The following is a 21,121-nucleotide window of genomic DNA, read 5'->3' as shown; positions in this document are numbered from 1 at the left end:
ACCGCAAAGGGATTAGAACATGACGATCATCAAATCCGCCCAACTGGCCGCGCAGGATGCGGCCGTCGCGCCGAAAAACATGGCCTCCCTACGCTCCGGCGACAGTGCTCTGGCCGCGTCCTGCGGGCAGCCGGGCTTGCACACCGGTGCGCATGCGGCGCACGGGCAATCGCCATCTACCGCGAGAAAAATCAAGGAAGCGGCGAAAACGCTATTGCCGGACACCCTTTTCCTAAGCCTGTTACATCACAAATGCATTGGCCGCTATCCGAACCTGATTCGTCCGGTGACGTTCAATGAGAAGATCCTGCAGCGCAATCTTCATCCTGATCCGCGCTATATCGACCTGACCGACAAGCTTCTGGTGCGGGAATATATTGCCCGGAAAATCGGCGACAAGCATTTGATACCGCTGATCGCAGTGCCCGATTCATTCACGCCCGAAGTGTTCGACGCACTGCCGGATGCTTTCGTAATGAAAGCCAATCACGGCAGCAGCTACGTCGAAGTGGTGAGAAACAAATCAGAGACCTCGTTCGAGAAGCTGAAGAAGCTCGCCGACCAATGGTTGCGCACCGAATTCTATTACGTTGGGCGCGAGCGGCACTATCGGACGATCGAGCCGCGCGTTTTCTTCGAGCAGCTGCTGCTCGATCGGCGCGGCCAGATTCCGGCGGATTTCAAAATGCACTGCTTTGGCGGCCGACCTGGCGGGCCGATCATCTATATCCTCGTGATCTCGGATCGATTCGGCGACGCGACGCACGGCGACGTGTACGACGCCGACTGGAATCACCTCGATATCGCAATCGGCGACTACAAGCGCAGCGCGTTGCCCGCTCCGCGCCCGCCGCATCTACAGGCCGTGCTCGATGTCGCGGCCCGTCTGTGCGAAGACTTCGACTATGTGCGCGTCGACCTGTATGCGCCGGACGCCCTCGTTTATTTCGGCGAACTTACATTTACGCCCGGCGCGGGCGTGCTGCCCTTCACGCCGGACAGTATCGATTACGAGTGGGGCAAGCTGCTGGCTTGAATCCGCTTTCATTCGTAGCGTTTTGCCTCCTCCATCCGATCGGGCGTGCCGGTCAGCGCTTTCAGCGTTTCGACGCCGAGCATGCGCTCGCGCAAAGAGATGGAGGCGGAAAAGGCAAGGACACAAGCCTGGGCGGCGAGCGCCGCCCGCCATCAAGCCGGCGACATGCCGTTTTGCAGCTTTGCGCCGTCGGCCTCGCGCGAGGCCAGAAACGCCAGCAACGCCTGGGCTGCTTCACGCTGGCGCGCCACCGTGCAGATCGCGGCGGTGAAAGTCGTGGTGGACTGGGTGGCGGCCGGAAGCTCGCCGAGCACGTCGATGCCCGCCACGTGAATCAATTCGCTCATCTGCTGAAAGCCGAGCGCGACTTCTCCGCGCGCGACGAGCGTGCCGACCGGCACACCCGGCGGCGCCTTCACGATACGCGAAGCGATCTGCCCGGCAATGCCCCAGCGTTCGAACAGCTTCAGTAGATGCGTGCCGCTCGGCCCCGTCGAGTAACCGATGCTGCGCGCACCGAGAATCGCGTCGCGCAGCGCTGCTTCGGACGCGATGTCCGGGTGCGTTTCTCCGGCCGCGACCGCGACCGCGATGCCCGAGCGCGCGAGCCCGACGCGGCTCGCCGCCTCGACACAACCCGTCACCACGAGCCGCTCGATCGCGTCGGCAGCAAGCACGACGATGTCGAAGACTTCGCCGTCCTCGACCCGGCGCGCCGCATCGACGCCGCCGACCGATTCGATGGCGACGCCCTGCCCCGTGCGCCGCTCGTAGAACGCGGCGAGTCCGGCCAGCACCTGGCGCATGGCCATCGACGAAATGCCGGTGATCGGCGCGCGCGTGGCTTGATCGTTGATCATTGCGACCACGCCTGTCAGTCCTTGTAACGCAGTCCGGCCTGCTCGAGCGGCCCGCGCATGTTGTACATGTCGAGACCGAGCACCCCAGAGGCGAGTTTCGCGCGCTTCCCGGCTTCATTGGCCTCGCGCGCCGCGGCCTTGTCGAGCACGGCTTGCGCGGCGGCCACCGGCACCACGACCACGCCGTCCTCATCGGCAACGACGACGTCGCCCGGTGTGACCAGTGCACCCGCGCACACGACCGGAATGTTCACCGAGCCGAGCGTCGCCTTGACCGTGCCTTTCGCGGAAATCGCCTTGCTCCAGACCGGGAAGTTCATTTCGCTCAGCACGCTGACGTCGCGCACGCCGGCGTCGATGATCAATGCATGAGCGCCGCGCGCCTTGAAGCTCGTGGCCAGCAGATCGCCGAAGTAACCGTCTGTGCTCTGTGCGGTGACGCCGGCGACGACGACGTCGCCCGGCCGGATCTGTTCGGCCGCGACGTGCAGCATCCAGTTATCGCCCGGTTGCAGCAGCACCGTGACGGCCGTGCCGCTCGCGCGCGCGCCGGTATAGATCGGGCGCATATACGGTTGGAGCAGGCCCGTGCGGCCCATCGCTTCATGCACGGTGGCCGAACCGAGCGCGCCGAGTTTCGCTGCCACCTCCGCATCCGCGCGCTGGATGTTGCGATAGACGACTCCGATTTCATACATGATCACAGCCCCTTCGTTTTCAGCAAGGCGTCGAGACGCGGATAGACGCGCCGCGCGTTACCTTCGTAGATCTTGTAGCGCTGCTCCGGATTCATATCCGCGGCTTCGACGTAGCGCTTCGTGTCGTCGAAATAGTGACCGGTTTCCGGATCGACGCCGCGCACCGCGCCGATCATTTCGCTCGCGAACAGGATGTTGTCCACGGGAATCACGCGCGTGAGCAGGTCGATACCCGGCTGATGATAGACACAGGTGTCGAAGAACAGGTTGTTCAGCAGATGGTCTTTCAGCAAGGGCTTTTTCAGTTCCTGCGCGAGGCCGCGGAAACGACCCCAGTGATAAGGCACCGCACCGCCGCCGTGCGGAATCACGAAACGCAGCGTCGGGAAATCGCGAAACAGGTCCGAGCTCAGGCATTGCATGAACGCGGTGGTATCCGCATTCAGGTAGTGCGACCCGGTGGTGTGGAAGCACGCGTTGCAGCTCGTGCTCACGTGAATCATCGCGGGAATGTCGTACTCGACCATCCTCTCGTAGATCGGGTACCAGGAACGGTCCGACAACGGCGGGCTGGTCCAGTGGCCGCCCGACGGATCGGGATTCAGGTTGATCGCGACATTGCCGTACTGCTCGACGCATTTGACGAGCTCAGGAATACAGGTGGCCGGATCGACACCCGGACTTTGCGGCAACATCGCGGCCGGCACGAAGTTCTCGGGAAACAGCCGGCTCACGCGATAGCACAGTTCGTTGCAGATCGCGGCCCACGTGCTCGAGATTTCGAAGTCGCCGATGTGGTGCGCCATGAAGCTCGCGCGCGGACTGAAGATCGTCAGATCGAGGCCGCGCTCGCGCATCAGTTTCAACTGGTTGTTTTCGATCGACTCGCGCAGCTCGTCGTCGCTGATCTGCAATTCCGCCCCCTTCGGCATCCCGGAAGGACTGTTGATGCCTGCGATCTGGCGGTTACGCCACGTCTCCAACGCTTTCGGCGCGGTGGTGTAGTGTCCGTGAATGTCGATGATCACCGTGATTCCTCAGTAGATGAATTTATCCAGCGGCGCCCGCGAAACGCACGCGCGCCGCGTTGCCTCACGCCTCAATGCGCGATATTCGGCTGCGCCACCGTTTCGGCGCCGCCCACACGCTGGCTCACCAGGATGGCGATAGCGGCGAGTGTGGCGGGGATCGCGAGCATCGCCAGGATCGCGCCGAACTGCCAGCCGAAGCCGAGCAGCGCGCCGCCGATCGCCGAGCCGAAGATACTGCCGAAGCGGCCCATGCCGAGCATCCAGCTCACACCAGTCGCACGCGCAACGGTGGGGTAGCGGCCGGGTGCAAATGCGTTCAGACCGGTTTGCGCGCCGCTCATGCAGAAGCCCGCGGCAAACACCAGCAGTGCAAGCGACGAAGACAGCGCGCCGATGTAGCCGAGCCCGAGCACGCACAGTGCGCCGCCGATATACGCGGCGCTGATGACCGGCGCCGGACGCGCCTTGTCCATGAGCCAGCCGACGAGGATCGCGCCGATCGTGCCGCCGATCTGGAACATCGCCGTGACGTTGGCCGCGGTCGTGACCGACAGACCCGCATCCTTCATCAGCGTCGGCAGCCATCCGGTCAGCAGATAGATCACGAGCAGGCCCATGAAATACGTGACCCACAGCGCGATCGTCATCGAGCCATAGCCTTGCGAGAACAGCACGCCGATCAGCTTGCGCGTCGGCAGCGGCGGTTCGTTCGACACGAACACTTCATTGCCCGCGAAGTGCACGCCGCACACACGGCCAAGCACCTTGCCGATACGCTGCGCGGGCGCGCCGCGCACCGCGAGCAGACGGGCCGACTCAGGCAGCAGCCAGATCTGGAACGGGATCAGCACGAGCGGCAGTGCGCCGCCGAAAATCAGCACCGCGCGCCAGCCGTGAACCGGAATCAGCCAGCCGGCCGCGAAGCCGATCAATGCCGAGCCGAGATTGAAGCCCGTGAACATCACGGTGATCAGCAGCGCGCGCTTGCGTTGCGGTGCGTACTCGGACAGCAGCGTCGTCGAGTTCGGCATCGCGGCGCCGAGGCCGACACCGCTGAGCAGACGCAATGCTGCCATCGAAAACGGCGATTGCGTGAACGCAGTCGCGATCGTGAACACGCCGAACAGAAACACCGACGTAATCAGCACCCACTTGCGGCCGATGCGGTCCGATGCCGGACCCGCGAACAATGCGCCAATCACGAGACCGATCGGCGCCGCGCTCATCACGAGCCCGAATTCGGGGCGCGAAATCGCCCAGTCATGAATGATGGAAGGCGCGACGAAACCCATGATCGCGACGTCCATGCCGTCGGCGGTCACGATCAGAAAACACAGCACGACCAATAGCCACTGGTAGGGCGAAATCGACCGTTCGTCGATGAACTTCTTGATATCAATCCTGTTACCGCTGGTAGTACTCGTCATCAAAACTCTCCTGTCTCCTTCATTGGTCTCATCGCGCGCTCAAAGCGGGTAGCTTCGCAAAGTACGTCGACTCGGTAACCATCGTGGCGATGGGCCCCTACACGGCTTACTCAAATAACTGGCGTGAAGGTACGTTTCGTCCTTCGCGGGCCAAAGCGCGGGTTAACCATCGGGTCGATGCGAGTATCCGCATTCTCAGCGTTCCGCATAGCATCGGCGAAGCCCGTCCGATTCGCGCAAAGCCCCGCTGGACAAGCGTTCAAACCAGAGTCACGGCCCTTCGAAGCGGGCTTTTCGAACGCCTGCCGGTGCACACCCTGATAAACAGAACAGATGAAGCGGGAATGAACTCGCATAGAACGGCAGTGAGACGCCCCGCTTTTCCGATCAACATGGATGCGCCGCGCTGGTAGCGGATTTGCCCCGGGCAAAAAGGGCACAAAAAGAAAAAAGCGGCATGACCGTGCTATGGCCATTCCGCTTCGGGCTGAGCCGGCCTCGCGAGACCGGCTGGTACTCAATTACCGTTGTGCGCTACCCGGCTCAGGGTGCTGCGATACCCCTTCCGCGCTGCAACCTTCGAGCCAGCGTCCGTCCGTAGTCAGGAATGTCGTATGCTGCGTTTCCCATGCGGCGGGACGGCCTTCCTGCGCGATGTGCATCGTCATTGAAAGTCGATTGCAAGAACAAAGAAATTTCAGACACGACGGAATAACCGTCGATCGATCGCGTTACCGCTTCGGGCGCAATGCCAGTCTGACGCTCGCAGCGTACCTCGTCGCCCGATCCTGCTTGCGCCCCCATACCGGCGCCGACGGCATCCCGTTGACGGCTCCCGCGGCACCGGAATGATTGTCAACGAGCATGGAGCGGTCTCGAGGCACAACATGGTTCAACCCGGATGGGTGCGCATTACGCACTGGATCAATGCTGTCGCGGTCGTGCTGATGGTAATGAGCGGCTGGCAGATCTACGATGCGTCGCCGATCTTTCCCGCAATTGAGTTTCCACCTTCGATCACGCTTGGCGGCTGGCTCGCCGGAGCGCTGCAATGGCATTTCGCAGTGATGTGGCTGCTGGTCGCCAATTTCATCGTCTATCTGGCGCTGAATCTGGCGACCGGACGCTTTCGACGCAAGCTGCTGCCTGTCCGGCCGAAAAAGTTGGTCGCCGATCTGCTCGCTGCGCTGAGCGGGCGCCTGAAACACGACGACCTCGCGCACTACAACTCGGTGCAAAAGCTCGCCTATCTAGTCGTGATCGCCGACATCCCGCTGATCGTGTTGTCCGGGCTCGCCATTTGGAAGTCGGTGCAGTTCCCGCTGCTGCGCACGCTGATGGGCGGATATGACAATGCGCGCGTGGTGCACTTCATGTGTATGAGCGTCCTGGTGGCGTTTTTCGTCATTCACGTCGCGATGGTTGCGCTCGTGCCCCGCTCGCTGCTGTTGATGCTACGCGGACGGTAAATCATGACGATCCGAAAACGACCCGCGCAACAAGGCACCTTCCTCGCGACGCATGGCGAATCGATCATTCGCGATGCTCAGCGCGAACTCAAATCGCCTGCGCGCCGGCTGTTCGGCCGGCGGCTGCTGACGTTAGGCGGCATCGCGCTGCTGTCCGGTTGCGATCTGACCGACGACAAGGCGGTGAATACCGCGCTGCGCCGCATCTCGTTCTTCAACGACGACGTGCAGGCACTGCTGTTCGATCCGAACAAGCTGGCGCCCACGTATCCGGCATCGATGATCACACGGCCGTTTCCGTTCAATGCGTTCTATGGCCTCGACGAGGTGCCCGAGATCGATGCCGCGACCTACCGTCTGCAGGTCAGCGGCCTCGCGCACGGCAAGCGTACGTGGACGCTCGACGAACTGCGCGCGCTGCCGCAGGAAAGCCAGATCACGCGTCTTATCTGTGTCGAAGGATGGAGCGCGATCGGTCGCTGGGGCGGCGTGCGCTTTTCCGAATTCCTGCGCCGCGCGGGCGCGGACACGCGTGCAAAGTACGTGTCGCTTCATTGCGCGGACTACAACTACTGGACGAGCATCGACATGCCGACGGCGCTCCACCCGCAGACGCTGCTCACGCTGACTTACGACGGTGACGTGCTGCCGCCGAAGTATGGTTTCCCGATGAGGCTGCGTGTGCCGACCAAGCTCGGCTTCAAGAATCCCAAGCATGTAGTCGCTATCGAAATCACGAACCAGTATCCGGGCGGCTATTGGGAGAACCAGGGCTACAACTGGTTCAGCGGCTCGTGACGCAATGATGTTTTTCTCCTTCCATCAACCATCCAGTTGGGAGTTCCTATGTCATTCCTCATCAAATCAGGCGCAGCCTTGATGACCGCAGCGCTCATAAGCGCTGCTTTCGCGCAGGCGCCGGCCACGAACCCCGCGCGCATCCGGGGCGAAATCGTGTCGCACGACGGTGACACGCTCAAGGTCCATCGACGCAGCGGCGATACCGTGTCGATCGATGTGAAGCCGGCAGCGAGCGTTTCGGCTGTCAAGACGATGCAGCTATCGGATATCAAGCCGGGTACATTTATCGGCACGGCTGCAACCACGGGCGCCGACGGCAAGCTGACGGCAACGGAAGTGGTCGTGTTCCCCGAGTCCGCGCGCGGCACGGGTGAAGGACATTACGCGTGGGACCTGGGCCCGAAAAGCTCGATGACGAACGCGAACGTCGACACCGTCGTGCAGAGCACGAGCGGCCGAGATCTGAAGCTGTCGTACAAGGGCGGCAGCAATGTGGTGACGGTGCCGCCCAACGTGCCCATCGTCACGTTCACGCCCGCGGAGCGCAGCGACCTTACGCCGGGCAAGAAGGTGTTCATTGTCGCTACGCCCGCGTCGCAGGGGACTTATGTTGCGCAACGCGTCGTGGTCGAAAAGGACGGCGTGGTGCCGCCGATGTGAAGGCTGACCTGGGCCTCGGATAGCGCCACGCACGGCGTCATGTGTTGACGTGACGCGGGCTAAGTCGTGTCAGGATCATTGCGCGCGGAACAATACGAGCAGTCGACGGGTTGACAAAATATTACGTTTTTCACCGTGGTAGATCGCGTAGCATAGTGGGGGTATGTCCTGCGAGCGCCCCCACTCGCATTCGTCATTCAACCGCGGAGATTTCGGAAATGAGTATTTTTGGTGACATCGTGCACAAGCTGTTCGGCAAAGCGAAGCCGGACCAACCTCCCCCCGCGACGGAACCCACCCCCGACCCGGCCGCCGCGCAAGCCGCGACGCCCAGCGCTCCCGCCGCGCCCGCGCCGCTGACCGACGTCGACGTGGCCGCCGTGATGGATCAACTCGTCAGCGAAAGCGGACAGACGTTGAACTGGCGTACGTCGATTGTCGACACGATGAAGGCACTCGGCGTCGACAGCAGTCTCGAACACCGCAAGCAACTTGCGCAGGAATTGAAGTACAGCGGGGACATGAACGACTCCGCGAGCATGAACATCTGGCTGCACAAGCAGGTGATGCAGGCGCTCGCGGCAAACGGCGGCAAGCTGCCGCCCGATCTGGCAAGTTAAGCAGGACGAAGCAGGCGTTTCGCAGTAAGCGAAGCGCAGTGGAAGTCGCGCAGTAAAAATCACGCAGTAAAAATCAAAGACTCAGTCCAGGTTGCCCGGTCGAAGCACGAAACCGGGCAACCGGAAACTTCTCCGCTCGGCAATCAATGCTCGCACAATCGACTATCGAGAGCGCGCACTGCACGCGCCCGCGACAGCACGATTGCCATCAGCCCACGTATCGAAACGCGGGTGACGGAACCCATTGCGATGGAATAGACGCGGCTATTGCGCCGCGGTGAGCTTGAGTCCCGGCCGCAACGGCTGGGGAGACTCCAGAGGAGCCTTGCGTTCGTCCGATACCTGTTCGATTCCCTTTCTCGTGACTTCTTCGAGGAAGGTCAGGCGAGCCCGATAGTAATCGGCACGCAGCTGTGCGTCGAGCACGAGCTGTTCGGCCTGAAACAGTTCCATGCGCAAGTTGTTCAGCGCGCGTTCGGCCTGTTTCTCGGGAGTAGGAGCATGTTGTGAAGCCCAGTTAGCAAGCCACCTTATCATGGTGAAGCCCTCCTTGAGTTCAATGCTCTGCTGCGACAAAGGCTATCAAATTGTGGATGCGGCGTGTGTTAAATCGCTTCAGGCGTTGCTTATTGTGCGAGCTACCGTGGGTCGTCGCACGATCGACTTCACCGCCGCGCCTTGACTACTGATACCACAACACGCGCGAGGCGAAAAAAGCCCGCGCAGCAAAGGCGGGCAATCCCACTCTCTTTGAAAGCGTGTCACGAGGATGACACGCCACAAGTTTAGAGCTCGTGCAACCCCAACGTCCGTGTGCTGGCGATCACTTTGCGCGAATATATCGATCTCCAATCATCCGTCGCGCGTTATTGCAGCTCTTGAAGCGCTGCCACATTTTTCGCAATGGCCCGCGCGAACTGCGCGATCTGCCGGCCCTGCTCGATCAGATCCATGGCGATCCGGAACGTGACCACGTCCGCCTTGTCCGCCAGCTGAAGCTTCGCGAGCACGACCTGACGCGCGGTCGCGGCGAGCTTGTCGATGCCGGCCTTCGCGTCGACGACCTTCGCGACCTCTTCCGGATCGCGCGTCCCGATCGTGCGGATCGCCTGCTCGAGATTGCGGATCACCGCCTCGGAAAACTGCGTGGTCGCCGCATCGCGCAGACGCAGCAGATCGATCTGCTGCGTCATTCGTTGTTGTCCGACCGTCATCAGCGTCATGCCGACAATGCCGCTGATGCTCTCCAGATGACTCGTGACCTGCGTGTAGCCGACCACCTGCTGACCTTCTTCCTCCGAGTGCTGCCGCTGCGACAGGCGGCCGATATATTGAAGAATCTCGAAGGCCAGCCGGTCGCTTTCCTTGTCCTGATCGAGCATCTGATTGATCTCTTCCATCGTGCCGGTCGACACCATTTGCGAGCCGCGTTGCACAACGTCGAGCACCTGCGCGCCGAGCCGGGTCAGCTCGATACGCACGCGTTGCAGTGCAAGCGCCGGCACCGCCAGCGACGTCTCGTCGAGATACTGCGGATCACCCGCGGGTTTGGCGGCCTTCGCGCGCTTCGGCACGACCAGTTGCGCGAGCCGCGCGATCGGACCGGCAAACCAGATCAGCAGCAGCGTGTTCGCCACGCTGAACAGGGTATGCACATTGGCTACCTGACGCGGCGCCTCGGCCGCGAGGCGTGCAAGCCCTTGCAGTTCCAAATGCGACGGCGATATCCAGCGCACGACCTCCGCCATCTGCGGAATCAGGAAGAGCGCAATCACGACGCCGAGCACATTGAAGATCAGATGCACGACGCCGACCTGCAACGCTTCCGGTGGCTTGCCGATCGAGGCGAGCAGTGCCGTGCCGCAGGTGCCGACATTCGCGCCGAGAATCAGCGTGATGGCGGCTTCGAGCGGCATCAAGCCCTGGCCGCTCAACGCAATCACGACCGCGAGCGTCGCCGCCGAGCTTTGCACAACCGCGGTGAAGACCGCCCCCACGATGACGCCGACGAGCGGATTGCGCATGTCCTGCATCGCGTCGATGAAAGGCTGATAGGTGCGCAGCGGATGCGTGGACTCGCCCATCAGCTGGATGCCCATGAACAGCAGTCCTAGCCCCATTACGACGCGTCCGATCTGCCGCAGCAGCTCGCGCGGGGCAAACGCGTGCAGCACGAAGCCGATCGACAGCATGTACGGCGTCAGACGCGAAACGTCGAAGGCGATGATCTGCGCGGTGACGGTCGAGCCGATGTTCGCGCCCATGATCATCGGCACCGCCTGGGTCAACGTCATCAGGCCGGCGGACACGAAACCGACCAGCAGCACCGTCGTGATGGTCGACGAATTCAGCAGCGCGGTCACGACGGCGCCCGCCACCACGCCGCGAAACCGGCTTGCGGTCAGCACGCCGATCAGCGACTGCAGTTTCGATCCCGCGATCGCCTTCAGGCCGCCGGTCAAGAACTCCAGACCGAGAAGAAACAGCGCGAGGCCGCCAATCAACAGCCCGAAGATCCCAAGGAAGTTCAACCTGTCGGGATCGATGTCAGCAAGATAATCAGTCATCCTGATGTGCCTCTGATGATCACACGAATAGACGCGGGAGCGAGGGACGGCTTCGCGCCCCGCATCGACGACCGTGCAGGCAGTCTGCCGCACGGTGTCCGGGGCAGGTACTTAAGGCTAACGCTAAGGGTAAGAGGAAGACGGCGCGCAGGCAAGGACGGGAGGGCGTCCGGCAGTCTCGAGCGACCCCGGAGTTCGCAAAGCATGCAACCCGCAATCGACGTAATTCATTGCCCCGTCAAGCAACGATTCCATCCCTGATTTGGCAGTTAACCCGTAGGTGAAAATGCCCATCGTCCCAGCCATTGGCCGCTGCCAATAATAGGTCCATCCTCCAATCAAACTTGCTCAACTCACCCAAACAAGAAGGAGGACTTATGGCAAACCGTGTTGCATACGTAACCGGCGGCATGGGCGGTATCGGAACCGCCATTTGCCAGCGCTTGCACAAAGAGAACTACACCGTCATCGCGGGCTGCGGCCCGAACTCGGCGCGCAAAGCCCGATGGCTGGAAGATCAGAAAGCGCTCGGCTATAACTTCGTCGCATCGGAAGGCAACGTCGCGGATTGGGAGTCCACCGCGAAAGCGTTCGAGAAGGTCAGGAAAGAAGTTGGTGAAGTCGACGTGCTCGTCAACAACGCGGGCATCACGCGCGACGGCATGTTCCGCAAGATGACGTTCGAAGACTGGGAAGCGGTGATCGACACCAATCTCACGAGCCTGTTCAACGTGACCAAACAGGTCATCGAGGGCATGGTCGGCCGAGGCTTTGGGCGCATCATCAACATCTCGTCGGTCAACGGCCAGAAAGGCCAGTTCGGGCAAACCAACTACTCCACGGCCAAGGCGGGCATTCATGGCTTTACGATGTCACTCGCGCAGGAAGTGGCGACCAAGGGCGTGACGGTCAACACCGTGTCGCCGGGCTATATCGGCACCGACATGGTCAAGGCCATCCGTCCGGAAGTACTGGAAAAAATCGTCGCGACAATTCCGGTACGGCGTCTCGGCACGCCGGAAGAGATTGCGTCGATCGTCGCGTGGATCGCGTCGGATCAAGCGGGCTTTGCGACCGGGGCGGATTTCTCGCTGAACGGCGGTCTGCATATGGGCTAACGGGAACGGCGCCGCGTCGCGCCCGGCGCAGCCGTTTTCCGTTATGGACGTTGTCAGGTTCCGTGATGGTGTAGCGGCCGGCGCGAGCCGGCCGCCTCAGTGAGCTTATGACCAGAAAAGCGAGCCCTGCTCGCGCTGCACCCGCGAAGTCGCCGCGCACGCACCCGAAGGCTATGCTGCGCCCGATCGTACCTGCCAAGGCAGGCGAAATTTCGCTCAACTATCACATGACGCTCGAGGCATTACGCAGCGGCGTCGCCAATCAATATCACGTCGGCAGCATGGCACAGGCCATTTACATGGCGATGCTGCTGAATCAGCGCGGCTATGGTTCGGCCGTACCCGAGCTGTTTCGCGACGCGGAGGACGTGATTCTGCGCTGCCGGCAGGCGGGACTCGAAACGGGCCTCTGCGTGGTCGATCACGACGCCTACGCGCTACTCGGCCAGGTTCTCACGCTCTTCGATCAGCAACTCGCGGCGGCGCCAGTACGGGAGTTGATCGCGGTCAATGCGAAGCTGAAGACGCTGTTCAGCGCCGCCAATGGCCACTGCGACGGTAACGAGAACACCGCATGACGAGGCGCGTTGGCATTTACTTGCGCAATGCGCCGCGCACGCTCGACACATCGTTTCGCGTGACCGGTCCGGCCGTATTTCCCCATGTGGTCCGAACAAACGTGAGCACGCGGGCCATTTCGGTGTCCGTCAGCTTGCCGGCGAAAGACGGCATCTTGCGCGGCTCCGGTCCCGACTCGGTATGCGGACTGCCCCCGCCTTCGACCAGCAAGCGCACCAATGACGCGCTCGACGCCGACAACACCGCGGGGTTGCCCGCGAGGCGCGGATACTTGTTCGGCACCCCCGCCCCATCCATCTGATGACAGCGCGCGCAATACGATGCGTAAATGCCCGCGCCGGGTCTTTCCACATCCCCGGTTTTCAGCGCCCGTACGGTTTGCTGCGCGGCGGCGGAGCGGGCGTTGAAATAGCCGCTTGGCGCGCGCGGCGGCAGGCTCTTCAAATACGCGGCGATCGCCGCGAGATCGTCGTCGTTCAGGTACTGCGTGCTGTCTTCGACGACCTGAACCATGCTGCCGAACGGGATGAGTCCACCGCCGTGGCCGTTGCGAAGGAACTCGACGATGTCGGTCGCGGAACTGCGGCCGAGCCCCGAGCCCGGGTCGGCGCTCAGGTTCGGCGCGAACCAATGATCGTTGGTGCCTCCCGTCAGATAGGCCGATGCCGACTCGTCATAGCCGCGCTCTTCGTACGCCGGTCCGCGCGGCGTGTGGCAGGCGCCGCAATGGCCGAGCGATTGCACCAGATACGCGCCGCGATTCCATTGCGCATCGCGTTTCGCATCGGCTTTGAACTGGCCTTTCGGCGCGAATGCCCAGTCCCAGAACATCAATACCCAGCGCTGATTGAATGGAAACGGCAAGCGCGTTTGCGGGACAGGCGCCGCGACCGGTTGCACGCCGTGCATGAAGTATGCGTAGAGGGCATGCATGTCGTCATCGGTGATCTTCGCGAACGACGGGTACGGCATCGCCGGATAAAGCCGCTTGCCCCCGGGCGCGATGCCCTCGCGCAACGCGCGTGCGAAGTCGTCATAGCTATAGCGGCCGATGCCGTATTGCGGATCCGGCGTGATGTTCGACGTATAGATCGTGCCGAACGGCGAACCCATGCCGAGGCCGCCGGCAAACGGCGGCGTTGCTTCAGGCGCCGCCCCCGGATGCGGCACGCGCGGCGCGGCGGTGTGGCAACCGGCGCAATCGGCGGCTTTGGCGAGATATGCGCCGCGCGCGACCTGCGCGGCGTCGGTGGAGGCGCTGGCGGCGTTTGCGGTCGCGGCTATCGTCAGCGGGCATGCGGCCGCGATGGCGAACCTGACCGCGTTGAGAACGTCGCGCTTCATCACCACCACCTGCACGGCGACACGATCGCGACCGCGGCATCCGTTGCGATCAATGCGAACAGAAACAGCGTGCTGCACATCACCGCGACGTGCGTCAGAAACCAGTCGAGTTCGGCACGCGTGCGGCTCTCGCCGTTCAGCGCACCGAACTTCAGTGGCGCGACGCGGCGCAAATTGCGCCACGCGACCCACGTGCCGAACGCGCCCGCGATCAGACACACGGTGCCGAGCGCGACGAGCGCCGGACGCATCCACGACACGAGCGGCGCGCCGAGCGGATGGTTGTACGGATAGCAGGCCTGCGCCGCGAGCGCTTCCGCGAGCATCATCTGCAACAGCCACGCGAACGGCGCCGCGAGCAGACCGATCAGCACGTAGGGCATCGAGATGTGCGAGTCTCTGGGCGCTGTCGTCATGACCACTCCCGGAACAGATACGGCGTCAGATACAGCGTGCTGAAAATGAACAGCCAGACGACATCGACGAAGTGCCAATACAGCCCACCGACCGACAGCGCCGCGCAACGCTTGTCGTCGAAATATCCGAGCGCGGTCCAGATCGCCAGCAGCGTCAGCACGACGATCCCGACCAGTACGTGCGCCATGTGAAAGCCGGTAATCGTGAAGTACAGCGAACCATAGAGATGCGAGGTCAGCCCATACGGGTGGTTGTGCCATTCGCGCAACTGAATGCCCAAGAAGATGCAGCCCAGCACGATGCCCACCGCCATCGACGCGACACCGAGCCGCAATCGCCGCCGACGCACGCAGCGCTCGCAGAACCAGACGAACACGCTGCTCGATAGAAGAATGACCGTATTCGCGCTGCCGAGCCCGAGCTTCGGCAATCCTTCCGGCGGCCAATGCTGCTGGCTTTGCGAGGCCAGATACAGATACGAGAAGATCAGATAGCCGAACAGCGCGCCTTCGGTCGTGATCAGCGTGAAGCAGCCCCACCAGCCGCTCGATCGCTCGCCCGCGCTGCCAACCGGCAACGCACGCGCGGTCTCGTCCGGTTCGCTCGACGAGCGATTGAGATCCAGTGCATCGCTCATGTCAGCCTCCCGCATCCTCGACCGCGACCGGCTCGCGCTGGATCAGCGCGCGCTCGGGCCACAGCCACGTGATGATCGAGACCGCGCAGCCGGCCAGCATCGCCCCCACGAACACCCAGGCGGTCAGCGCGAGCCCCGCGAACAGTAGCGCGGCAAAGACCGCGAGCCAGAACGGCGCGTACGAATCTTCGGGCATCTTCAGGATCACGTCGGGACTCGCCTCGAGCGCGGTCGTGCCCAACGCTTCGCGACCTTGCGCGAGCAGATAGCCTTCGTCGAGTTGCGAGCGTGTTTGAACCGCGTCGCCCGGCTCTTCGATCCGGCCTTCCCACAACGGATGCCGGCTCGCGAGCGTCGGCACCACCGCGAAGTTGTACGGCGGCGGCGGCGAGCTGATCGACCATTCGAGCGTCGGCGCGTCCCACGGATTGTTGCCGGCGAGCTTGCCGCGCTTCAGGCTCACCGCGATATCGATCAGAAACAGCAGCACACCGGCCGCAAACAGGAACGAACCGAGCGACGTGACGAGGTTCACCGTGTTCCAGCCCATGTCGGCGGGATACGTGTAAATGCGGCGCGGCATGCCGAGCAGTCCCGCGATATGCATCGGAAAGAACGCGACGTTGAAGCCGATGAAGAGCACCCAGAACGCGAGCTTGCCGAGACGCTCGTTCGTCATCCTGCCGGTGAATTTTGGAAACCAGAAGTAGATGCCGCCGATCACCGGAAATACGTTGATGCCAAGCAGCACGTAGTGCAGATGCGCGACGACGAAGTACGTGTCGGTGAGTTGCCAGTCGAACGGCACCGCGGCCGTCATCACGCCGGAGACGCCGCCGATCACGAACAGCAGCACGAAGCCCGCGAAAAACAGGAACGGCACGCGATACACGGGGCGACCGGTCCAGATCGTCGCGACCCAGGCGAACGTCGCGACCGCGCTCGGCACCGCGATGACCATGCTGGCCGAGCCGAAGAACGACAGCGCGAGCGCGGGGATACCGGTCGCGAACATATGGTGAATCCACACGGCAAAGCCGACCACCATCGTCGCGACCGTCGCCAACGCGACCGGCCCATAACCGACCAGCGGCCGGCGGCAAAAGACCGGCAACGCATCCGACACGATCCCCATGGCGGGCAACACGACCACGTAGACCCACGGGTGCGCGAAAATCCAGAACAGGTGCTGCCAGAGCAGCGGCCGCCCGCTATTGAGCACGTCGAAGAAATGCGTGCCGATGCGGCGGTCCATCCACAGCATCAGAAACGCGAGGCTCACCGACGGCACCGCCAACAGATTGCCGGCCGACGCGGTCAGCGTGCCCCACACGAGCACCGGCACGCGATCGAGCGACATGCCCGGCGCGCGCATCCTCAGCAGCGTGACGACGAAGTTCATCGCGCCGACCGTCGTCGAAATGCCCAGCAGCACCATGCCCAGCGCGTACACGTCGATATTCGGGCCGTTGCTGTACTCGAGGCCGGACAGCGGCACGTAGTTGAACCAGCCGGCGTCGGGGGCCTGTCCCGTCGGAAAACTCGCATACAGGAAGATGCCGGCGAACAGGAACACCCAATACGACAGCGCGTTCAGGCGCGGAAAGGCCATGTCGCGCGCGCCGAGCACGAGCGGCCATAGATAGTTCGAGAAGCCGGACAGAACGGGCAGCGCGTACAGAAAGATCATCGTCAGTCCGTGCATCGTGAACAGCTGGTTGTACTGTTCGGGCGTCAGCACTGTTGCGTTGGGGCGCGCCAGTTGAACGCGCATGATCAGCGCTTCGACGCCGCCCATCAGCAGAAAGATGAACGCGGTCACCAGGTAGCGCAAGCCGATGGTCTTGTGATCGACCGTCGAGAACCAGCCGCGCCAGCCGGGCCGCGACTCCCAGATTTCGCGCAGCCGCTTTTCCTGCTCGCTGCCGGGCTCGACACGGCCGCGCCGCGGCGTGCGGGTCAGCGCGGGTAGCGAAGCGGAAGCGGGATGATCGGACATTGAATGGGCTCCTCGAGTGCGATGCGCTTCAATGCAGCGTCGCGAGATACGCCGACAACGCGGCGGCCTCGCTGGTGGTCAGCGCAATACTGGGCATCAATGCATCGGGTTTGATCCGCTGGGCGTGCTCGATCCAGTCGAGCAGGTGGTCGGGCGTGTTGCTGAGCGCGCCTGCCGCGATCGTGCGACGCGAACCGAGATGCGTCAGATCGGGCGCCTGCACGCCAGTCGCCTTGGTGCCGCGAATCGTGTGGCAACCCGCGCAGCGCTCCTCGAACAGATGCTGGCCGGCCGCGACGGCCGCGTCGCCCGTGGGCACGGTGGCCGCGCGTCCCTGCGCGTCGCGCCACGCGTTGAACGCCGCGGCGTCCTGCGCGATCACTTCGAACGCCATATGCGCGTGCTGCGCGCCGCAGAACTGCGAGCACTGCCCACGATAGATACCGGGACGGTCCGCCTGCAGCCACTGCTCGTTGGTTTGGCCTGGAATCGTCTGCGTCTTGCCCGCGAGTTGCGGTACCCAGAATGCGTGCACGACGTCCGCGCTTTTGAGTTCGATCTTCACCGGCTCACCGACTGGAATATGAATCTCGTTCGCCGTGCTGAAGTTGCGGGCGGGGTTCGGATCGTCGCGGTAATCGGCTTTCCACCACCAGTCGTAAGCGGTCACGGTGATCGTCAATTGCGGATACGACGCGGGCGACGCCACCGATTCGAGCGTGATCAATGCATAGACCAGCATCGCCAACAGCACGACCGACGACACCGCGGTGCCGATGAACACCCAGCGGATGCCGCCGGGCTCGGCGCTCAGCGCATCCGGTTGCGCCGCGGGACGCTTGCGGACCATCGCGCCGATCAACAGGCCAGCGACGATCAGCGTGACCAGCGTCACGATCGCGGTGAAAACCCAGCCGAGGTACAGCGTCGGACGAGCCGCCGGGCCAGCCGCGTGCAGGACGTAGTTCAGCGGCGCCACCGTGTTCGCGTGTGCGGAGTTGGCGAGACCGATAGCCAGCGCCGGTAACAACGTGACGCTGCCGCGCGTGACGCGCCGGCCTGACGTTCTGGATGCTTCCGCTGCTGCCACTGAGGACCCCGCTGATAGTGATGAGCTTTCAACACGCATCGTCCCCTGCGAACGAAGCGACGCCCAAGCAGGTCAGCAAAAATCAGGCCGCGTATGGCGCGGGTGCGGGGGAGGTTCGCGTTGACTGCGGCATGTCAACAGAAGGGTGCATTCGCTCGGTTATGGGAATGCGTAAACGAGTCGTTGCATAGGCGTGGATTGTTGCCGCAAGATTTTATTTTGATATTGGCCTTCTCAAAATAAATCGCCTTTAAAATGCGCGCTCGCCACAACTTGATTATCTATTAATTCACTCTTATCGGTCGATCTGGAGGATTGATGTTTCAATGCTCGTTCGAATTGAATGGCAAGCCAATGAGCGAATTTCGGATTGGCGCTCTATCGTTTCCCGCATACTCTGGGCAGGGGAGTTATATCAATAAAGATCAATAAAGCGGCTGGAATGTGCACGCCGACGTATGGTGCTATTCCCGTGGGCAGGTATTACATTTTTGATAGAAGGTCCGGAGGCGCTCTCGGCCCATGGAAAGATCGGCTCAATCTGAATGGCAATAACAAGAGCGAATGGTTCGCGCTGTACGCTATCGACAGCGATATTGACGACGACAAACTCTTATGCGACGGCATCATTCGTGGCCAATTCCGATTGCATCCTAAGGGAAGGTTGGGGAAAAGCGAGGGCTGCATAACCATCGATCAACTCGCAGACCGGCATCATATCCGTTCAATATTTACCAACACGCCGAAAATATCCGTGCCTGGATCGGGATTTAAAGCGTACGGTGAGGTGATTGTGAGATGAAAAAACTCCTAATCTGCCTCTCGGTCGGCCTCAACTTACTGTTCGCAATCTTAGTCAATGCGCTGTGGTGGATGATGAATCCAGAAGCGCCGTTGAACTTTTCAAATCCAATATGGAAATGGGCGGGTCGCATGTACGGGGTCACGACGGCATATCAGGAATCCGACTTGGCGTTCTTCATGTCATCGGCCGCTATCGTGCTAGGGTTCGTCGCAGCCGTGCTGGTTTTCCGGTGGAGCATGAAGCGCGGTCAGCGAAAAGTTGGCGACTAGCCATCTCCGGTGGAAATAGTCGCTGCGTCAGCACCGAAAGATTCGCCCGAAGCCCGCCGCCCAGCGGGCTTCGCTCGGCTAGCTCCGCTTGCACGTCCGGTCGCCCAGCCTTAAAAACCGTGTCTTGCCATTGCCGACGCCTCGCGCTTTCGGCAAGGCTTCTTGCACTCGTAGACTGAGAAAATTCTTCAAGGCAGTTTTGCCTTAGCACGGTCCCACCATGACGGCGGTAGCTCAATTTCTCCGTCGTCGCCTTCCGCCGATGTGTCGTATATCAGAGAGTCCTCTGTCCAGAACAGCCGGATTCGCTCCGGATATCGATAAACTCGCTCGGCGAGCAATTCCGCCGCAGTTGCGCGGTACAGCCTCAAGGCGATCCGGTCTCGGGGCAGATATGCATACCGCGCGATGTATTTCCCGTCATCTGATTTCTGATCGTGAAATTTGGCTCCTTTCATTTGCGTGACAGCGGAACGATACTGGACCGCCCCGAGCGCGATAATCACACTCATCGTTACGATGAACACCCTGGCGAGAACCGATCGCAACGCCTTGCTCCTGAAGCTATTCATTGATCAAAAATGCACGACGATCGGCCGCTGGAGACGAATTGTATTGAAATCAGAGTAGACGATGAAATCACCTCCGCGATTGTGCTTCCGTTGCCACTGTCTGAAATCCCTGTTTCTGATCGGATAATAGACCTTACCCGGATTCGACAACGTTTGTATTGGGCCAATCACGACAGGAAAATCTATCCAGGGTGAACCCGCCAGGTTCGCCAGTTCGGTGGCGGCCGAAATTGCCACGCCTCGCCTGCTCCAATGTCCCAGGTATTGCGACGTGGTGTCCAACTCACCCTGAAAGGAGTAGCTATCCTTCACATAAACGACGATTTTCTCGATCACGCCGATTCTTTTCTGAAAGTCGTATTCGATCTCCGAAATAGCTGCATTGATCACGAAGGAACCGAGCGCTGCAGTCAGATCATCGGGCGCATGAGCAGTCGATTGGCGCAAGGCCGTTTTTGCTTTTTGCTCGAAAGTGCCATCTACGGTCACATACTGAAACTGGAAATCTTTGTGCAGTATCCGAATATCATGGCGACAGATACCCCACGCGCTCAGATACATACGACCGAATGACGTGTAACGTGCAACTATTTGCCGAACTGCGCTAGCCGCCTTTGAACTGTAAATCCTCTCGTTGACAAGATCTTCGTACTGCTCTCTGGCGCGTCTGAATCCAAGGACCCATTTCATTTTGATTATGCCGTGGTCATACATGCTGTCTGGATACGGCTTGCCGTCCTGGTTGATCTCGTTTTTCTGATCGTCCTCAGACCTCGAATAGTTGAGTTCTCCTGCGAACCATCGGTCCATCAGTTTTGCACCGACCGGCATCATCTCTTTGCGCATCGCGGCCGGGATGTCCTGGATGTCAAACGGAGGCACGGTCGTTGCACGCTTCGTCAGTCGAGGCGGTTCAGGCGACCGCGGTACTTCGGGCTTGCTCAACTGGGTCTTAGAACGCGACAAGGCCTGCGCGTTTTTGCCGTTGTCATCCGGCAGATTTCCCCGCTGAGCAGGCGCCGGCGGCCTAGAGCGTGTTAGGCACTTTCTGTCAGACCTGGTAACCTGGCGGGATGATAGAACGCAAGCCATACCCGACAGATGTTTCGGACGAGGAATGGA

Annotated in this window: 23 protein-coding genes; 9 read left to right on the top strand and 14 right to left on the bottom strand. The window is 61.5% G+C overall.

Annotated features, from left to right (window positions below):
- The first annotated feature begins 19 nt into the window (after positions 1–19).
- Positions 20–1,036 carry an ATP-grasp fold amidoligase family protein gene (locus HDG33_RS33245; RefSeq protein ID WP_184039575.1) on the top strand — a complete coding sequence of 339 codons (1,017 nt, stop codon included), beginning with the start codon at positions 20–22 and terminating at the stop codon, positions 1,034–1,036.
- A gap of 152 nt (positions 1,037–1,188) precedes the next feature.
- Here the strand turns inward: HDG33_RS33245 and HDG33_RS33240 are convergent, their stop codons facing one another.
- The 5 genes from HDG33_RS33240 to HDG33_RS33220 form a co-directional block, all read right to left on the bottom strand.
- Positions 1,189–1,896: a substrate-binding domain-containing protein gene (locus HDG33_RS33240; RefSeq protein ID WP_221311615.1), complete on the bottom strand. Its 708-nt coding sequence runs from the start codon at positions 1,894–1,896 to the stop codon at positions 1,189–1,191.
- A 14-nt stretch (positions 1,897–1,910) separates the two neighbouring features.
- Positions 1,911–2,594, bottom strand: a complete 684-nt coding sequence (gene ligK / locus HDG33_RS33235; RefSeq protein ID WP_184039569.1) for a 4-carboxy-4-hydroxy-2-oxoadipate aldolase/oxaloacetate decarboxylase — start codon at positions 2,592–2,594, stop codon at positions 1,911–1,913.
- A 2-nt stretch (positions 2,595–2,596) separates the two neighbouring features.
- Positions 2,597–3,622, bottom strand: coding sequence for an amidohydrolase family protein (locus HDG33_RS33230; RefSeq protein WP_184039567.1), 1,026 nt, complete (start codon positions 3,620–3,622; stop codon positions 2,597–2,599).
- A gap of 71 nt (positions 3,623–3,693) precedes the next feature.
- Positions 3,694–5,052, bottom strand: a complete 1,359-nt coding sequence (locus HDG33_RS33225) for an aromatic acid/H+ symport family MFS transporter (protein ID WP_184039564.1) — start codon at positions 5,050–5,052, stop codon at positions 3,694–3,696.
- Positions 5,053–5,573: 521 nt separating this feature from the next.
- Positions 5,574–5,720 carry a hypothetical protein gene (locus tag HDG33_RS33220; protein ID WP_167368753.1) on the bottom strand — a complete coding sequence of 49 codons (147 nt, stop codon included), beginning with the start codon at positions 5,718–5,720 and terminating at the stop codon, positions 5,574–5,576.
- 219 nt (positions 5,721–5,939) lie between these two features.
- Here HDG33_RS33220 and HDG33_RS33215 point away from each other — a divergent pair, with 219 nt between their 5' ends.
- The 4 genes from HDG33_RS33215 (at position 5,940) to HDG33_RS33200 (ending at position 8,602) form a co-directional block, all read left to right on the top strand.
- Complete coding sequence (locus HDG33_RS33215; protein ID WP_184039561.1) at positions 5,940–6,521, top strand: cytochrome b/b6 domain-containing protein; 582 nt, start codon at positions 5,940–5,942, stop codon at positions 6,519–6,521.
- Between the two features lie 3 nt (positions 6,522–6,524).
- A complete protein-coding gene (locus HDG33_RS33210) occupies positions 6,525–7,319 on the top strand; it encodes a molybdopterin-dependent oxidoreductase (protein ID WP_184039558.1) in 795 nt (264 codons plus the stop codon).
- A gap of 48 nt (positions 7,320–7,367) precedes the next feature.
- Positions 7,368–7,982 (top strand): hypothetical protein, encoded by a 615-nt coding sequence (locus HDG33_RS33205; protein WP_184039556.1) that lies wholly within the window; start codon positions 7,368–7,370, stop codon positions 7,980–7,982.
- 218 nt (positions 7,983–8,200) lie between these two features.
- Entirely contained in the window at positions 8,201–8,602 is a 402-nt protein-coding gene (locus HDG33_RS33200) for a DUF3597 domain-containing protein (RefSeq protein ID WP_090809158.1), read from the top strand.
- Positions 8,603–8,866: 264 nt separating this feature from the next.
- Here the strand turns inward: HDG33_RS33200 and HDG33_RS33195 are convergent, their stop codons facing one another.
- Positions 8,867–9,139, bottom strand: a complete 273-nt coding sequence (locus tag HDG33_RS33195; protein WP_084754487.1) for a hypothetical protein — start codon at positions 9,137–9,139, stop codon at positions 8,867–8,869.
- Between the two features lie 329 nt (positions 9,140–9,468).
- Complete coding sequence (locus tag HDG33_RS33190) at positions 9,469–11,169, bottom strand: Na/Pi cotransporter family protein (RefSeq protein WP_184039553.1); 1,701 nt, start codon at positions 11,167–11,169, stop codon at positions 9,469–9,471.
- A 377-nt stretch (positions 11,170–11,546) separates the two neighbouring features.
- On the opposite strand from HDG33_RS33190, the gene HDG33_RS33185 reads away from it, so the two are divergent.
- A complete protein-coding gene (locus HDG33_RS33185) occupies positions 11,547–12,287 on the top strand; it encodes a 3-ketoacyl-ACP reductase (protein WP_090809155.1) in 741 nt (246 codons plus the stop codon).
- A gap of 173 nt (positions 12,288–12,460) precedes the next feature.
- On the top strand, positions 12,461–12,865 hold the full coding sequence (locus HDG33_RS33180; protein ID WP_184039550.1) for a Fis family transcriptional regulator: 405 nt from the start codon (positions 12,461–12,463) through the stop codon (positions 12,863–12,865).
- Between the two features lie 16 nt (positions 12,866–12,881).
- On the opposite strand, the gene HDG33_RS33175 is transcribed toward HDG33_RS33180, so the two are convergent.
- From HDG33_RS33175 to coxB, 5 genes are read right to left on the bottom strand one after another with little or no spacing between them, the layout of a single operon-like run.
- Positions 12,882–14,210, bottom strand: a complete 1,329-nt coding sequence (locus tag HDG33_RS33175; RefSeq protein WP_184039547.1) for a cytochrome c — start codon at positions 14,208–14,210, stop codon at positions 12,882–12,884.
- The gene (locus HDG33_RS33170) at positions 14,210–14,626 is read right to left on the bottom strand and encodes a hypothetical protein (protein WP_184039544.1); all 417 of its coding nucleotides are present in this window, start codon (positions 14,624–14,626) and stop codon (positions 14,210–14,212) included. The genes HDG33_RS33175 and HDG33_RS33170 overlap by 1 nt, the downstream gene beginning before the upstream one ends.
- Complete coding sequence (locus tag HDG33_RS33165; protein WP_090810416.1) at positions 14,623–15,264, bottom strand: cytochrome c oxidase subunit 3; 642 nt, start codon at positions 15,262–15,264, stop codon at positions 14,623–14,625. Before HDG33_RS33165 ends, HDG33_RS33170 begins: the two co-directional genes overlap by 4 nt.
- Before the next feature lies 1 nt (position 15,265).
- Entirely contained in the window at positions 15,266–17,263 is a 1,998-nt protein-coding gene (gene ctaD, locus HDG33_RS33160; protein WP_184039541.1) for a cytochrome c oxidase subunit I, read from the bottom strand.
- A gap of 28 nt (positions 17,264–17,291) precedes the next feature.
- A complete protein-coding gene (gene coxB, locus HDG33_RS33155) occupies positions 17,292–18,392 on the bottom strand; it encodes a cytochrome c oxidase subunit II (protein WP_409259118.1) in 1,101 nt (366 codons plus the stop codon).
- A gap of 331 nt (positions 18,393–18,723) precedes the next feature.
- On the opposite strand from coxB, the gene HDG33_RS33150 reads away from it, so the two are divergent.
- The gene (locus HDG33_RS33150; protein WP_260330670.1) at positions 18,724–19,155 is read left to right on the top strand and encodes a DUF2778 domain-containing protein; all 432 of its coding nucleotides are present in this window, start codon (positions 18,724–18,726) and stop codon (positions 19,153–19,155) included.
- Entirely contained in the window at positions 19,152–19,427 is a 276-nt protein-coding gene (locus tag HDG33_RS33145; RefSeq protein WP_184039538.1) for a hypothetical protein, read from the top strand. Before HDG33_RS33150 ends, HDG33_RS33145 begins: the two co-directional genes overlap by 4 nt.
- Positions 19,428–19,615: 188 nt before the next feature.
- On the opposite strand, the gene HDG33_RS33140 is transcribed toward HDG33_RS33145, so the two are convergent.
- Together HDG33_RS33140 and HDG33_RS33135 are read right to left on the bottom strand one after the other, a co-directional pair.
- Positions 19,616–19,999, bottom strand: coding sequence for a hypothetical protein (locus tag HDG33_RS33140; RefSeq protein ID WP_184039535.1), 384 nt, complete (start codon positions 19,997–19,999; stop codon positions 19,616–19,618).
- A gap of 3 nt (positions 20,000–20,002) precedes the next feature.
- The coding region (locus tag HDG33_RS33135) for a DUF6402 family protein (RefSeq protein WP_311548407.1) at positions 20,003–21,121 on the bottom strand (1,119 nt) is incomplete at its 5' end.

This window comes from Paraburkholderia sp. Cpub6 (genome assembly GCF_014201065.1).
Classification (GTDB): domain Bacteria; phylum Pseudomonadota; class Gammaproteobacteria; order Burkholderiales; family Burkholderiaceae; genus Paraburkholderia; species Paraburkholderia tuberum.
This window is presented reverse-complemented; position numbering and strand designations above follow the sequence as displayed.

Excerpts from the sequence above, each read along its gene's own strand:
- HDG33_RS33185 (WP_090809155.1), top strand. The coding sequence starts at position 11,547 with ATGGCAAACCGTGTTGCATACGTAACCGGCGGCATGGGCGGTATCGGA.
- HDG33_RS33240 (WP_221311615.1), bottom strand. The coding sequence starts at position 1,896 with ATGATCAACGATCAAGCCACGCGCGCGCCGATCACCGGCATTTCGTCG.
- HDG33_RS33205 (WP_184039556.1), top strand. The coding sequence starts at position 7,368 with ATGTCATTCCTCATCAAATCAGGCGCAGCCTTGATGACCGCAGCGCTC.
- HDG33_RS33210 (WP_184039558.1), top strand. The coding sequence starts at position 6,525 with ATGACGATCCGAAAACGACCCGCGCAACAAGGCACCTTCCTCGCGACG.
- HDG33_RS33165 (WP_090810416.1), bottom strand. The coding sequence starts at position 15,264 with ATGAGCGATGCACTGGATCTCAATCGCTCGTCGAGCGAACCGGACGAG.
- HDG33_RS33140 (WP_184039535.1), bottom strand. The coding sequence starts at position 19,999 with ATGAATAGCTTCAGGAGCAAGGCGTTGCGATCGGTTCTCGCCAGGGTG.
- HDG33_RS33190 (WP_184039553.1), bottom strand. The coding sequence starts at position 11,169 with ATGACTGATTATCTTGCTGACATCGATCCCGACAGGTTGAACTTCCTT.
- HDG33_RS33175 (WP_184039547.1), bottom strand. The coding sequence starts at position 14,210 with ATGAAGCGCGACGTTCTCAACGCGGTCAGGTTCGCCATCGCGGCCGCA.
- HDG33_RS33145 (WP_184039538.1), top strand. The coding sequence starts at position 19,152 with ATGAAAAAACTCCTAATCTGCCTCTCGGTCGGCCTCAACTTACTGTTC.
- HDG33_RS33215 (WP_184039561.1), top strand. The coding sequence starts at position 5,940 with ATGGTTCAACCCGGATGGGTGCGCATTACGCACTGGATCAATGCTGTC.
- HDG33_RS33170 (WP_184039544.1), bottom strand. The coding sequence starts at position 14,626 with ATGACGACAGCGCCCAGAGACTCGCACATCTCGATGCCCTACGTGCTG.
- HDG33_RS33180 (WP_184039550.1), top strand. The coding sequence starts at position 12,461 with ATGCTGCGCCCGATCGTACCTGCCAAGGCAGGCGAAATTTCGCTCAAC.
- HDG33_RS33245 (WP_184039575.1), top strand. The coding sequence starts at position 20 with ATGACGATCATCAAATCCGCCCAACTGGCCGCGCAGGATGCGGCCGTC.
- ligK (WP_184039569.1), bottom strand. The coding sequence starts at position 2,594 with ATGTATGAAATCGGAGTCGTCTATCGCAACATCCAGCGCGCGGATGCG.
- HDG33_RS33200 (WP_090809158.1), top strand. The coding sequence starts at position 8,201 with ATGAGTATTTTTGGTGACATCGTGCACAAGCTGTTCGGCAAAGCGAAG.
- HDG33_RS33195 (WP_084754487.1), bottom strand. The coding sequence starts at position 9,139 with ATGATAAGGTGGCTTGCTAACTGGGCTTCACAACATGCTCCTACTCCC.
- coxB (WP_409259118.1), bottom strand. The coding sequence starts at position 18,392 with ATGCGTGTTGAAAGCTCATCACTATCAGCGGGGTCCTCAGTGGCAGCA.
- HDG33_RS33225 (WP_184039564.1), bottom strand. The coding sequence starts at position 5,052 with ATGACGAGTACTACCAGCGGTAACAGGATTGATATCAAGAAGTTCATC.
- HDG33_RS33220 (WP_167368753.1), bottom strand. The coding sequence starts at position 5,720 with ATGACGATGCACATCGCGCAGGAAGGCCGTCCCGCCGCATGGGAAACG.
- ctaD (WP_184039541.1), bottom strand. The coding sequence starts at position 17,263 with ATGTCCGATCATCCCGCTTCCGCTTCGCTACCCGCGCTGACCCGCACG.